This is a genomic window from Streptomyces agglomeratus (genome assembly GCF_001746415.1).
GTDB classification, from domain to species: domain Bacteria; phylum Actinomycetota; class Actinomycetes; order Streptomycetales; family Streptomycetaceae; genus Streptomyces; species Streptomyces agglomeratus.
In genome coordinates this window covers 5,100,423-5,114,630 of the sequence record NZ_MEHJ01000001.1, presented here as the reverse complement: position 1 = coordinate 5,114,630, position 14,208 = coordinate 5,100,423, and the positions used below count along the sequence as shown (strand labels likewise).

General features: G+C 71.3%; 9 protein-coding genes. 2 read left to right on the top strand and 7 right to left on the bottom strand.

The features are described from left to right. Positions 1 to 270 precede the first annotated feature (270 nt). Positions 271 to 2,121 (top strand): glycoside hydrolase family 3 protein, encoded by a 1,851-nt coding sequence (locus AS594_RS22255; protein ID WP_069928688.1) that lies wholly within the window; start codon positions 271 to 273, stop codon positions 2,119 to 2,121. A gap of 119 nt (positions 2,122 to 2,240) precedes the next feature. After that, on the top strand, positions 2,241 to 2,864 hold the full coding sequence (locus AS594_RS22250) for a hypothetical protein (protein ID WP_240509073.1): 624 nt from the start codon (positions 2,241 to 2,243) through the stop codon (positions 2,862 to 2,864). Between the two features lie 25 nt (positions 2,865 to 2,889). On the opposite strand, the gene AS594_RS22245 is transcribed toward AS594_RS22250, so the two are convergent. The 7 genes from AS594_RS22245 to AS594_RS22215 all read right to left on the bottom strand — a co-directional run bounded on the left by AS594_RS22245 (position 2,890) and on the right by AS594_RS22215 (position 14,077). Further along, positions 2,890 to 4,317 (bottom strand): S28 family serine protease, encoded by a 1,428-nt coding sequence (locus tag AS594_RS22245; RefSeq protein WP_069928687.1) that lies wholly within the window; start codon positions 4,315 to 4,317, stop codon positions 2,890 to 2,892. Between the two features lie 67 nt (positions 4,318 to 4,384). Next, a complete protein-coding gene (locus AS594_RS22240; protein WP_107364802.1) occupies positions 4,385 to 4,762 on the bottom strand; it encodes a hypothetical protein in 378 nt (125 codons plus the stop codon). Positions 4,763 to 4,924: 162 nt separating this feature from the next. Then, entirely contained in the window at positions 4,925 to 8,656 is a 3,732-nt protein-coding gene (locus AS594_RS22235; protein ID WP_069935299.1) for an ABC transporter ATP-binding protein, read from the bottom strand. A 120-nt stretch (positions 8,657 to 8,776) separates the two neighbouring features. After that, positions 8,777 to 9,691 carry a serine hydrolase gene (locus AS594_RS22230; RefSeq protein WP_069928684.1) on the bottom strand — a complete coding sequence of 305 codons (915 nt, stop codon included), beginning with the start codon at positions 9,689 to 9,691 and terminating at the stop codon, positions 8,777 to 8,779. A 212-nt stretch (positions 9,692 to 9,903) separates the two neighbouring features. Next, the gene (locus AS594_RS22225) at positions 9,904 to 11,586 is read right to left on the bottom strand and encodes a thiamine pyrophosphate-binding protein (protein WP_069928683.1); all 1,683 of its coding nucleotides are present in this window, start codon (positions 11,584 to 11,586) and stop codon (positions 9,904 to 9,906) included. Next, positions 11,583 to 12,560, bottom strand: a complete 978-nt coding sequence (speB, locus tag AS594_RS22220; RefSeq protein WP_069928682.1) for an agmatinase — start codon at positions 12,558 to 12,560, stop codon at positions 11,583 to 11,585. The genes AS594_RS22225 and speB overlap by 4 nt, the downstream gene beginning before the upstream one ends. Before the next feature lie 41 nt (positions 12,561 to 12,601). After that, entirely contained in the window at positions 12,602 to 14,077 is a 1,476-nt protein-coding gene (locus AS594_RS22215) for a sodium:solute symporter family protein (RefSeq protein WP_069935298.1), read from the bottom strand. Positions 14,078 to 14,208 lie beyond the last annotated feature (131 nt).

Below are 14,208 nucleotides of genomic sequence, written 5' to 3'. Positions count from 1 at the left end.
CCGCCGGTGAGTCTCCGCGGGGCGGTGCCGGCGCTCGCCGGCTCCCCCTCTCCGGCCGCCCGCGGCCAGCGGTACGGCCGCCACTGGTGCGACGCCCCCTCCGAACGCGCCAGTGGCGGCGCCGTCCCTCCCCGGCCGGACCTGCCCGGATTCCGACACGAGCTCCTTTGTGCCGCCGCACCCTTGACCTGGCAGTTACTTTCCGGATATCCGTGACTCTCTGGAAGTTTCCTTCAACTCCCTTGTCGAGTACGGCCGTAAGGAGCTCACGTGCACCATCACCGCACCTCCAGACGCACCCTGCTCACCGCGACCGCCGCCGCAGTGGCCGCGACCGCCATCAGCACGACGCCGGCCGGGGCGGCGTCCGACGCGTCCGTCACGGCCTCCACCCGCGCCCGCCTCAAGCGCCTCGTCTCCCGGATGAGCCTGGAGGAGAAGGTCGGCCAGCTCTTCGTCATGCGGGTGTACGGGCACTCCGCGACCGAGCCCGACCAGGCCGACATCGACGCCAACCTGAAGGAGACGGGGGTCAGGACCGCCGCCGAACTCGTCGCGAAGTATCACGTCGGCGGCATCATCTACTTCGCCTGGGCGCACAACACCCGCGACCCCCACCAGATCGCCGACCTCTCCAACGGCATCCAGCGGGCCGGGCTCGCGCAGGACACGCCGGTCCCCCTGCTCATCTCCACCGACCAGGAGCACGGCATCGTCGCCCGCGTCGGCAAGCCCGTGACCCTCGTGCCGGGCGCGATGGCGCTCGGGGCCGGCGGGTCGCGCTCCGCCGCCCGCAAGGCGGCGCGGATCGCCGGGGCCGAGCTGGCCGCCATGGGCATCACGCAGAACTACGCGCCCGTCGCGGACGTCAACGTCAACCCCGCCAACCCGGTCATCGGCGTACGGTCCTTCGGCGCCGATCCGCAGGCGGTCGCGGGCATGGTCGCCGCGCAGGTCAAGGGCTACCAGGGGGCCGGGATCGCCGCCACGTCCAAGCACTTCCCCGGGCACGGCGACACCAAGGACGACAGCCACTACTCCCTGCCGACGATCCATCACACCGCCGAGCAGTGGGAGGAGCTGGACGCCCCGCCGTTCCGGGCCGCCATCGCCGCCGGCATCGACTCGATCATGACCGCCCACATCGTCGTACCGGCGCTGGACAAGAGCGAGGACCCGGCGACGCTCTCCAAGCCGATCCTCACCGGTGTGCTGCGCGAGCGGCTGGGCTACGACGGGGTCGTGGTGACCGACTCCCTCGCCATGGCGGGCGTGCGCCAGAAGTACGGCGACGACCGCGTGCCCGTCCTCGCGCTCCTCGCCGGGTGCGACCAACTGCTCAACCCGCCGGACCTGCCCGTCGCCTGGAACGCCGTCCTCAAGGCGGTGCGCGACGGCGAACTGAGCACGGAGCGGGTCGATGAATCGATCCTGCGCATCCTGCTGCTCAAGGCCAAGCTGGGCCTGTTCCGCGATCCCTACGTCTCCCACGAGGGTGTGGACCGGACCGTGGGCGTGCGTCCCCACCTCGCCGCGGCCGACCGGATCGCGGACGGGACGACCACGCTGCTCGCCAACGAGAGCGGTCTGCTGCCGCTCGGCCGTCGTACGCACCGGAACGTGCTCGTGGTCGGGGCCGACCCCGCTTCCCCCACCGCCTCCACCGGGCCGCCCACCACCGTCATCGCCAAGGCCCTCGGCGAACTGGGCTTCACCGCCACCGCGCTGTCCACCGGGATCACCCCGACCCCGGCGAAGATCAAGGAAGCGGTGGCGGCGGCCAAGGGCAGGGACGCGGTGATCGTGGCGACGTACAACGTCTCGGCGACCAGTCCGCAGCGCACCCTCGTGCGTGAGCTGGCCGCGACCGGCGTGCCCGTCGTGGCCCTCGCCATCCGCAATCCGTACGACATCGCCCAGCTCGCGGGGACCGGGTTCGGCGCGAGCGTCGCGGCGTACTCCTGGACCGATGTGGAACTGTGCGCGGCCGTACGCGTCATCACCGGCCATACGGTCCCCCGGGGGAAGCTGCCCGTTCCGATACAGCGCGCGGACGATCCGGCGAAGGTGCTGTATCCGCTCGGGCACGGTCTGACGTACCCGGTCGGCCGGGGAACGTAGGCGTCCGTACGCCGCTCCCCCGGCCGCCACCACCCCCAACTGGCGCAAAGCCCCCCGCACGCCTGGCGTGCGCCCGCTTCGGCGGGTCACGCTGGGCGGACGTACCCGGGGGGTTGTGGATGCGTCGCACGGATCGGTTCAGGGGGGCGGTGTGCGCGCTGCTGCTCGCGGCGGTGGGGGCCGCGGCGCTGACGGGCTGTCAGTCGGCACGCGGGGAGGGCTCCGGCGGCGGCCTCACCGGCACGGCACTCCCGTCGGGTTACGGCGCCACCTTCCTCGGCGCCGGCGAATGCAGCTCGCGCGGGGACGCGTTCAGGGAAGTGTCCTGCGGGAGCGAGAAGGCGGCGGCCCGGGTGCTGGCGCGGCACCAGGGGCTCCGGGCCGACGGGCCGGCCTGCCCGCCCCGTACGGACTTCGTGCTGCACATCTCGGAGAGCGTGCCCGCCTTCGACGAGGACGGCGACGGGGCCGTGCCGCGCGGGTTCGCGTGCATGCGCAACCTGGAGGCCCCGCATCCCGGCGATCCGGGGAAGGGCGGCGGGCCGCGAACGGTCGTCGGGGACTGCGTCCGCTCCGCCCGCGAGGGGCAGGTGAGGGAGACGCCGTGCGACGGGTCGGGCGGGGCCGCGCCGGAGTTCGAGGTGGCCGCCGCCGTGCAGCGGCGGGACCAGTGCCCGCCGGGGACGCGGTTGTACGTCCAGCTGGGCGGGGACAGGGCGGTGGGCTGCGCCCGGCGGGTGTGAGCCCGCCGGGCACATCCCGGCCGTACTACGGCCGCAGCGTCTGCCGCTGCTCGCGCTTGTCGAGCTTCGCGTCGTACGACGCCAGTGGCTTCGCCTTCGCCGGGTCCGCCTGGACGGCGGCCGGGGCCACGCCCGCCCATTCGAGGATCTCGGCGGTCGCCTTCGCCTTCTGCTCGGGCACGAGGCCCGCGACGTTGGCGCCGTGGTTGGCGCCGGGCGCGGTGTAGACGTACGAGTCGCGCGCGCCCTTGCCGAGGCGGAACGGCTCGGCGCTCCACGGGTCGTTCTGCCCGTTCACGAACAGCATCCGGGTGGCGTTGTGCCGCACCCAGCCGTCCACGTCACGCATGACGCGCGGGTCGAACTTCATCGGGATGTCGCGCGGCACGTAGACGCGCGGCTGGAAGAACTCCGGGCCGTACTTCATGAGCCCGTCGAGGTGCGGGTACTTCACCTGCGGCGCGCCCAGCTGGGTGCCCGCCTGGTAGTAGTACGGCGTGTACGTCGCCAGGCTCTCGTCGCTGTAGGCGGAGAAGCCGGAGATCGCGTCGACGTAGTCGTAGATGACCTGGTCGGACGAGTCGGCGGCGGGCACGTTCGCGCAGTCGCTCGCCCGGCTGTACTGCCAGAAGGCCCACACGAAGTCGAGGACCGTGGACTCGTACGCCTTGTCCAGGCTGCCGACGGTGTCGAAGGTGGCGTTGTTGGCGTCCGCCCACTCCTTGAGCTTCGCGGTCAGCGGACCGCGCCGCACGAGTGCCTCGCGCTGCACGGCGTTGAGCGCGTCGCGGCACTCCTTGGTGCCGACGTTCCGGAAGAAGCGGTCGTACGCCGCGTCCTCCTTGTTCACCACGTCGTTGGGGGCGACGTACGCGACGACGCCGTCCATGTCGCGCGGGTAGAAGCGCTCGTAGTACGTGGCGGTCATACCGCCCTTGGAGCCGCCGGTGGAGATCCACTTCTTGGAGTAGATCTTCTTCAGCTCCGTGAAGATGCGGTGCTGGTCGCTCGCGGCCTGCTTGATGTCGAGCTTCGACCAGTCGGCGGGCGACGGCCGGGACGGAGTGAAGAAGCGGTACTCCATCGACACCTGGTTGCCGTCGATGATCTGCGTCGGCTCACTGCGGCGCGGTGTCGTCGAGACGTTGTAGCCGCTGGTGAAGAAGACCGTCGGGCGGTTCGTGTCCTTGTGCAGCAGGGTGATCCGCTGCTTGAACGTGCCCTTGGACGGCTGCCGGTGGTCGACCGGCTGGGTGTAGTTCAGTACGAAATAGCGATAGCCGGTGTACGGCTTCTCCTCCACCAGGCTCATGCCCGGTATCGCGAGTATTCGCTCCTTGATGTCCTGCTGCTCCGGCTCCGCGGTGGTGACCGCCCCGGCCGGTGTGCTGCCGAGTCCTACGGTGCCTATGAGCACCGCGAACGACAGCAGCAAGCTGCGCGCCTTGCGCATTCGCCCTCCCCTGTTGAATCACAGACGACGGGGCGAACCTAGCGGTGCAACTCCCTTACCACCAGCCTCAGCAGAGAATCCAGCCGGTGGAAGCCTTCTCGGCGCCGACCGAACCGTGCGCCCGCACACAGCGGTTGAGGGCGTAGACGGTCACCGGTCCGGCGCGGTGGGTGAAACGGCCGCTGTCCTTTGCGGCGCGGCTGCCGCGCGCCTGGATGGTCACCTGCATGACCTGCCGTACGCCGGGGCGCTTGGAGACGGTGACGGCGCAGGCGTACCGGCGGCTCTTGTAGATGCGCAGCTCGCCGGTGGCGAAGCCGACCGTCTTCACCTTGCGGCCGGAGCAGGCGCCGAGCGCCTCGGCTCTCTCGGTGCCGGGGCCCGCGAGTGTCAGGCCGGCCACCGCTGTCAGGAGAGCAAGTCCGTACATCAGGTGTTTTCTCATCGCCCCGCTCACCGCATCGAACACACGTGTCCCCTTCCCCACTTGAGCGTACGTGCGTACGGACGCCGCGGAGGCCCGGCGCGGTTGCGGAGCAGCCGGGCGAAGAGCGCGGCTCGGGCGGCGGCGGGCCGGTTCGGGTGCCCGGGTTCTCCGCCGCCGTGCTCAGACGGCCGCCGGCTCGTCCTCTCCGACGAAGGTGCGCCACAGGCGGGCGTACGTCCCGTCCAGGGCCAGCAGTTCGTCGTGCGTGCCGTCCTCGACGACCCGGCCGCGGTCCATGACCACGACCCGGTCCGCGCGCGCCGCCGTCGTCAGGCGGTGGGCGACGACCAGCGTGGTGCGGCGGCCGGTGAGGCGGTCGGTGGCCTGGTTGACCAGGGCCTCCGTGGCCAGGTCGAGGGCCGCCGTCGCCTCGTCGAGCAGCAGGACGTCCGGGTCGACGAGCTCGGCGCGGGCGAGCGCGATGAGCTGGCGCTGTCCGGCGGACAGGTTGCGGCCGCGTTCGGCGACCTCGTGCAGGTAGCCGCCGTCCAGGGTCGCGATCATGTCGTGCGCGCCGACCGCGCGGGCCGCCGCCTCGACCTCGGCGTCGGTGGCGTCGTGCCGCCCGTACGCGATGGCGTCGCGGACCGTGCCCGCGAAGAGGTACGCCTCCTGCGGTACGACGCCGAGGCGGTGCCGGTACGCCGTGATGTCCAGGTCGCGCAGGTCGGTGCCGTCGGCGGTGACCCGCCCCGAGGTCGGGTCGTAGAAGCGGGCGACGAGCTTGACCACGGTGGACTTGCCCGCGCCCGTCTCGCCGACGAAGGCGACGGTCTGGCCCGCCGGGATGCGCAGGTCGATGCCGCTGAGCGCTTCCTCCGGCTGGTCGGCGGACCCGTACTGGAAGCGGACGTCCTCGAAGGCGATCTCTCCGCGCAGTGCCCCGACCTCCTTCGGCCGCTCGGCGGGGGCGGTCGAGGTGGGCTCCCGGAGGAGTTCCTGGATGCGCCGCAGGGAGACGGTGGCCTGCTGGTATCCGTCGAAGACCTGCGAGAGCTGCTGTACGGGAGCGAAGAACAGGTCGATGTAGAGGAGGTACGCGACGAGCGCGCCGGTGGTGAGCGTGCCCGCCTCTACCCGCCCGGCGCCGACGATCAGCACCGCGGCGGCGGCGACGGAGGACAGCAGCTGGACGAACGGGAAGTAGATCGATATCAGCCACTGGCCGCGTACCCGCGCCTGCCGGTAGCTGTCGCTGCGCCCGGCGAACCGCTCGGCGCCCGAGCGCTCGCGCCGGAACGCCTGGACGATGCGCAGTCCGGAGACCGACTCCTGGAGGTCGGCGTTGACGACACCGACGCGGTCGCGGGCGAGCTCGTACGCCTTGACGCTCGACTTGCGGAAGAAGTACGTGCCGATGATCAGGACCGGCAGCGTGGCGAAGACGACCAGGGCGAGCTGCACGTCGATGACGAGGAGGGCGACCATGATGCCGAAGAAGGTGACGACGGAGACGAAGGCGGTGACGAGTCCGGTCTGGAGGAACGTCGACAGGGCGTCGACGTCCGTCGTCATGCGGGTCATGATGCGGCCGGTCAGCTCGCGCTCGTAGTAGTCGAGGCCGAGGCGCTGGAGCTGGGCGAAGATCTTGAGCCGGAGCGCGTAGAGCACGCGCTCGCCGGTCCGGCCGGTCATCCGCATCTCGGCGGTCTGCGCGACCCACTGCGCGAGGACGGACAGCAGCGCCAGCCCGGCCGCCGCCCACACCGCGCCGAGCGCGAGCTGGGTGACGCCCTCGTCGATGCCGTGCCGGATCAGGACCGGCAGGAGCAGGCCCATGCCGGCGTCGACGGCGACGAGCACGAGGCTGACCAGCAGGGGAAGCCCGAAGCCGCGCAGCAGGCGGCGCAGGCCGTACGACTCCTCGGGGCGGACGGCGCGGGCCTCGTCGACGGCGGGTACGTCGTTCGCCGGCGGCAGCGCCTCGACCTGTGCGAGCAGCTCGGGGGTCGCGGGCATGCCGGGCGCGTGGTCGGCGGCCCGGTCGGCGGGCGAGGTCTCGTCCCGTACCCACAGGTCGGGCGTGATGCCGCGCTCGGCGTCGAACTCGGCGTCGAGCTCCGCCTGCACGGTCCGGTCGTCGGCCGGTTCGGGAGCCTTGGTGAGGATGTGGCCGGGCGATACGCCGCCGAGCTCGTCGGGGTCGGTGAGCAGCCGCCGGTAGAGGGCGGAGCGCTCCTGGAGTTCCTCGTGCGTACCGATGTCGGCGAGCCGGCCGCCGTCGAGCACGGCGATGCGGTCGGCGAGGTTGAGGGTGGAGCGGCGGTGGGCGATGAGCAGCGTCGTGCGCCCGGCCATGACGGACTTCAGCGCCTCGTGGATCTCGTGCTCGACGCGGGCGTCCACGGCGGACGTGGCGTCGTCGAGGAGGAGCAGGCGGGGGTCGGTGAGGATGGCGCGGGCGAGGGCGATGCGCTGGCGCTGGCCGCCGGAGAGGGTGAGGCCGTGCTCGCCGACGGTGGTGTCGTAGCCGTTCGGCAGCTCGGATATGAAGCCGTCGGCCTGGGCGGCGCGGGCGGCGGTCCTGACCTGCTCGTCGGTCGCGTCCGGCAGGCCGTACGCGATGTTGGCGCGGACGGTGTCGGAGAACAGGAAGCTGTCCTCCGGGACGAGCCCGATGGCGGCCCGCAGCGAGTCGAGCGTCAGCTCGCGCACGTCGTACCCGCCGACGAGGACGGCGCCCCGGGAGACGTCGTAGAAGCGCGGGAGGAGCATCGAGACGGTGGACTTGCCGCTGCCGGACGAGCCGACGACGGCGACGGTCTCGCCGGCCCGGATCTCCAGGGAGAAGCCGTCGAGGACCGGACGCTCGTCGTCGTAACCGAACGACACGTCGTCGAACTCGACGGTGGCCGGAGCGTCGGCGGGGAGCTCCTTGGTCCCGTCCTCGATGGACGGCTCGGTGTCGATCAGCTCCAGGACGCGCTCGACGCCGGCCCGTGCCTGCTGGCCGACGGTGAGCACCATGGCGAGCATGCGGACGGGCCCCACGAGCTGGGCGAGGTAGGTGGAGAAGGCCACGAACGTACCCAGGGTGATCTCCCCGCGCGTCGCGAGCCAGCCGCCGAGGGCGAGCATCGCGACCTGGCCGAGGGCGGGCACGGACTGGAGGGCGGGGGTGTAGCGCGAATTGAGCCGTACGGTCCGCATGCGCCCGGCGAACAGCCGGCGGCTGACCTCGCGCAGCTTGCCGGTCTCCTGGTCCTCCTGGCCGAAGCCCTTCACGACCCGTACGCCGGACACGGCCCCGTCGACGACACCCGCGACGGCGGCTACCTGGCCCTGGGCGTACCAGGTGGCCGGGAAGAGCCGGGTGCGGCTGCGCTTGGCGATGAACCACAGGGCGGGGGCCACGGCGAGGGCGACGAGGGTGAGCAGCGGCGAGAGCCACGCCATGATCACGAGCGAGATGAGGAAGAGCAGGATGTTCCCGATGGTCATCGGGAGCATGAACAGCAGGCCCTGGATGAGCTGGAGGTCGCTGGTGGCGCGGCCGACGACCTGGCCGGTGGACAGCTCGTCCTGTCGGCGTCCGTCGAGCCGGGTGATGGTCCCGTACATGTCGGTGCGCAGGTCGTGCTGGACGTCGAGGGCCAGGCGGCCGCCGTAGTAGCGCCGGATGTAGGTCAGGGCGTACACGACGACGGCGGCGGCTATGAGCAGGCCGGTCCAGACGGCGAGGGACCGCGTCCGCGCGCCGATGACGTCGTCGATGACGACCTTGGTGATCAGCGGGACGAGCGCCATGACGGCCATGCCGCCGAGCGACGATCCGAGCGCGAGCACGACATTGCGCCGGTACCTCCAGGCATAGCCCGCCAGCCGCCGTGCCCACCCCTGATCTGCCGCCACTGCTGCCTCCCGGTCGTCCTGATCTGCCGGAAGTCACCAACGCGGTAAGGTGCGGATTTCATCCCTCCGCAACAAATACGGGTCTCCGGTCCTAGGACCGAAGACCCGTTCGAACACCCGTCAGGGCTTGGGCACCGCCGGGATCGCCTCGCTCGGCGACTCGGTGGGGGCGTACAGGGTCGAGGGGGCGGCCGTCGGGTTGAGGGCCTTGTGGATCGCGCGGGACACGGCCTGGATGGTGTTCACGCCGTCGTTCATGGTCGGGTTGTCGTGGCTGAGCACGGTGATCCCGTAGTTGTGGCGGCCGCCCGTGAACGCGCCGATCGAGTGGACCCGCCAGCCGTGGGTGGAGCGGGGCAGCCAGCCGTTCTTCACCTGGATCTTGGCGGTGGAGGGGGCTCCGGCCGGGGTCCCCCAGCGCTGGGAGGAGATGACCTTGGCCATGAGGTTGAGGATGTACGCCCGCGAGTTGTCGCTCAGGACGGTGTTCTTCGCGGTGAGCAGCGAGAGCAGCTTCTGCTCGTCGCGCGCGGTGATCTGCGTCAGGCCCCAGTAGCCGCCGGTGCCGGGCACGGTGTCGGTCATTCTGGCGGCCGCCAGGAAGCCCTTGATCTTGGTCATGCCGAGCTGGCGCCAGAGCGTGCTGGTCGCGTTGTTGTCCGACTTGGTGATCATGGCACTGGCGAGCGTGTTCTCGCGTGCCGTCAGGTAGCGGTTCGTCTTCTTGGCGTCCCACAGCAGCGTGGCGAGGACGGTCACCTTGACCACGCTCGCGGAGTCGTACTTCTGCGCGGCGCGCAGGGTGCAGGTGGTCTTGGTGGTGCGGTCGTACATCGAGACCGCCGTCGTGGACTTCCGCCCTCTCAGCGCCGCGGTGATGTCCTTGGTCAGCTTCGCCGCGAGCCCCGCCTTGGCCGAGGTGCAGGTCACGGTCGGTGTGACGGCGGCGGCCGGCGCGGCCACGGCCACGGGCACGAGGACGGCCCCGGTCAGGGCTGCGGCCATCGCGGCGCGCGTTATTCGGCTGTGCGTCATGGTGTGGGTCCCTCCCCCTTGTGTTTCTGGTTCAGATGACCCACGAGGGGCGGAAAGGTTGTACGGCGGCGCGGGCGCCGAGGAACTGGGACGCGACCTTCCGCCCCCCTCTGACGAACAATGCCCGCCCGCAACCCACCCGACGCCGGGCTCAGCCGGGCCGGGTGCGGTGCGGGGTGCGGTGCTTCATGCGGTGCGGTGCGGGGTGCTGTTCAGAGGTGCGTCGGTGCGAACATCCGCAACAGCGCCGGGAGTACGAGCACCGAGGGGCCGGGCTGCGCGAGGGACTCGGCCAGGTCCTCGGTCAGGGTCTCCGATGTCGTCCGGCGGGCCGGTACGCCGAAGGACTCCGCCAGGGCCACGAAGTCCGGGCGGGCGAGCTCCGTGCCGGTGGCCTCGTCGAAGGCGTCGGTCATGTACTCGCGGAGGATGCCGTAACCGCCGTCGTCCACGATCAGCCAGGTCACCGGCAGATTGTGCTGGCGGGCCGTGGCCAGCTCGGCGATCGAGTACATCGCGCCGCCGTCGCCCGATACCGCGAGTACCGGACGGGTGCGGTCCGCCACCGCCGCGCCGATCGCCGCCGGGAAACCGTAGCCGAGCCCGCCCGCCCCCTGCGCCGAGTGCATGGTGTTGGGGCGGCGGGGGTCGAAGGCCGACCAGGCCCAGTACGCCAGAATCGTCATGTCCCAGAAGCTCGGGGACGCGGCCGGGAGCGCCTCGCGGATCGATGCGAGCAGCCGCTGCTCCAGCGGCAGGTCCTGGGACGCGATGCGGGCCCGTACCTTCGCCAGCACGTCGCTCACGCGCTCGCGCGCCTGTGCGTCCTCGCGGTCCTCCGCCGTCTCCAGCAACGCCGAGAGGGCGAGGCGGGCGTCCGCGTGGATGCCGAGCGCCGGGTGGTTGGACTCCAGCTTGCCGAGGTCGGCCTCGATCTGCACGACCCGGCCGCGCGGCTTGAACGTGTAGTAGTTGGAGGAGAGCTCGCCCAGTCCCGAGCCGACGACGAGCAGGACGTCCGCGTCCTCCAGGAAGTCCGTCGTGTGGCGGTCCTCCAGCCACGACTGGAGGGAGAGGGGGTGCTCCCACGGGAACGCTCCCTTGCCGCCGAAGGTCGTGACGACCGGCGCGTCCAGCTTCTCCGCGAGCGCGAGCAGCTTGCCGGAGGCGTCGGAGCGTACGACACCGCCACCCGCGATGATCGCCGGACGGGACGCCGTCGACAGCAGGTGGGCGGCGACCGCCGTCAGTTCGGGGCGCGGGGCCAGTTCGTGCGGGGTGGCGTCCATCGCCGTGACGACGGGCAGGGACGTCTGCGCCAGGAGTACGTCCTGGGGGATCTCGATCCACACCGGGCCGTGCGGGGCCGTGAGGGCCGATTCCCACGCCTCGGCGATCGCGGAGGGGATCTGCGACGCCGTACGGACGGTGTGGACCGACTTCACGATGTCGCGGAACGACGCCTTCTGGTCCCGCAGTTCGTGCAGGTAGCCGTGCCGGCCGCCGCCGATGCCCGGGGACGGGACCTGGCTGCTGATCGCGAGGACGGGGGCGGAGGCCGCCGCCGCCTCCTGGAGCGCGGCGAGCGACGTCAGGGCTCCGGGGCCGGTGGAGAGCAGCAGCGGGGCCGCCTCCCCGGTGATCCGGCCGTACGCGTCGGCGGCGAAGCCCGCGTTGTTCTCGACGCGCAGCCCGACGTACGAGAGCGAGGAGCGGCGCAGCGCGTCGAACATCCCCAGCGCGTGCTGTCCCGGAAGGCCGAAGACGGTGGTCGCGCCGAGGCCCTGGAGGGTCTCGACGACGAGGTCACCGCCGTTGCGGCCGGGGGGCGGGTTGAGCGCCGCGGCGGTCTGCGCCTCGGTGGGACGCAGGACCAGGTCGTGGTCGTGCGTCACTTGTCGGTCCTGGAGGCCGCGATCTGCCGGGACATGATCGTGGTCAGCTCGTACGCCGTGTGGGAGGCGGCCACGGAGGTGATCTCCGCGTGGTCGTACGCCGGGGCGACCTCGACGACGTCGGCCGACACCAGGTTGCAGGAGGACAGGCCGCGCAGGATCTCCAGCAGCTCGCGGGAGGTCATGCCGCCCGCCTCGGGGGTGCCGGTGCCGGGCGCGTGGGCCGGGTCGAGGCAGTCGATGTCGATGGAGATGTAGAGCGGGCGGTCGCCGATGCGCTGGCGGAGCTGGTCGGCGACCTCGTCGGCGCCGCGCCGGTAGACGTCGGAGGAGGTGACGATGCCGAAGCCCATCTTCTCGTCGTCGGTCAGGTCCTGCTTGCCGTAGAGGGGGCCGCGGATACCGACGTGGGAGAGCGCCTCGGTGTCGAGGATGCCCTCCTCGACAGCCCGGCGGAACGGCGTGCCGTGGGTGTACTCCGCGCCGAAGTACGTGTCCCAGGTGTCCAGGTGCGCGTCGAAGTGGAGCAGCGCGACCGGGCCGTGCTTCTTCGCGACCGAGCGCAGCAGCGGCAGCGCGATGGTGTGGTCGCCGCCGAGCGTCATCATGCGGGCGCCGGTGCCGAGGAGGTCGTCGGCGGCGGCCTCGATCGTCTCGACGGCCTCGTTGATGTTGAACGGGTTGGCGGCGATGTCACCGGCGTCCGCGACCTGCGCGAGCGCGAACGGCGACGCGTCCTGCGCCGGGTTGTACGGGCGCAGGAGGCGCGACGCCTCGCGGATGGCGTTGCCGCCGAAGCGGGCGCCGGGGCGGTAGGAGACCCCGGAGTCGAAGGGCACGCCGACGACGGCGACGTCGGCCGTGCCGACCTCGTCGAGGCGGGGCAGCCGCGCGAACGTCGCCGGGCCCGCGTACCGCGGGATGCGGGAGGAGTCGACGGGACCGCGGAACTGCTGCTCGCTGCTGCTGCTCATTGAATTGCCTTCTTTCCTACGCTTTGTTGCGTTATCTGACTTTAGCCCGGCGTGGGCACGGACTCGGGCTCGGGTTCCGCTTCGGCTCCCCGCCCGGCCAGCCGCTCGCGCCAGGCGGCGAGGACGGCCGCGTCGGTCGGGCGGGTGGCGAGGCTGACGACGACGTACGCCGCGAGGGACAGCAACAGGCCGTAGTAGACGGGCTCGTTGGCCAGGATGCCGTACCACGCCATGAGGCCGACGACCGCGAGACCGCCGACGGTCACGGACGCCAGGGCGCCGTGCACCGTGCCGCGCTTCCAGAGCAGACCGCCGAGAATCGGCACCAGCAGGCCGCCGACGAGGAGGTTGTAGGCGACGGTGAGGGCCTCGACGACGTTGTTGAGGGCGATGGCGATGCAGACGACCGCGATGCCCATGATCAGGATGAAGAGGCGGTTGCCGCGCACCTCGTCGTGGGTTTCGCCGTCCTTCTCGCGGGAGACCGCGCCGCGCAGCCGCGACCAGATGTCGTTGTTGGCGACGGTGGCGCAGGCGATCAGCGCGCCCGACGAGGTCGACATCACGGCCGCCAGCGCCGCCGCGAGGACCAGGCCGCGTACGCCCATGGGCAGCTCGTCCCGGACGATCGTGGCGAAGGCGTCGTCCGCGTGGGCGAGGTCCGGGTAGAGCACCTTGGCCGCGGTGCCGATGACGGCGCCGGCGAGCGCGTAGACCAGGCAGTACGTACCGGCTGCCGTGCCGCCGTAGCGGGCGACCTTGTCGCTGCGGGCGGTGAAGACGCGCTGCCAGATGTCCTGGCCGATGAGCATGCCGAACGTATAGATCAGTACGTACGTGAAGATCGTCTCGCCGCCGATGCCGAGTGGGTCGAAGTACTCGGTGGGCAGCTGCGCCTTCATCTCGCTGAAGCCGCCGGCCTTGACGACCGCGATCGGCAGCAGCAGGAGCAGCACACCGATCGTCTTGACGACGAACTGCACCATGTCCGTCAGCGTGATCGACCACATGCCGCCGAGCGTCGAGTACGCGACGACGATGGTGCCGCCGAGGATGATCGACAGTGCGCGGTCCATGTCGAAGATGACGTCGAAGATCGTGGCGTACGCGATGGTCGACGTGACGGCGAGCATGAGCGTGTAGGCCCACATGACGACGCCGGAGATGATGCCGGCCCGGCCGCCGCCGTAGCGGAGGTCGAGCATCTCGCTGACGGTGTAGACCTTCAGGCGGGCGATGCGCGCGGAGAAGAAGATGCTGAGCGCGAGGAGCCCGAGGCCGATGGTGAAGACCATCCAGGCACCGGAGAGGCCGTACTGGTAGCCGAGCCCGACGCCGCCGATGGTGGAGGCGCCGCCGAGGACGATGGCCGCCATCGTGCCGGAGTACATGCCGGGCCCGAGGCGGCGGCCGGCCACCAGGAATTCGCTCTTGGACTTGGCGCGGCGCATGCCCCACCAGCCCATGGCGAGCATTCCGGCCAGGTATATGACGATCACCGCGTAGTCGACGGCCATGGGCCATCCTCCTTCGAGCACCTCAGTGGCGTGTCGTGCAGGGGATACAGGGGAGCGGCGGCTCTTGTGCGGGGACATCCGCCCGTACCCGCGGCCGCCGGTCCGCTCGACATTAGGTGGCCGGAAGGCGA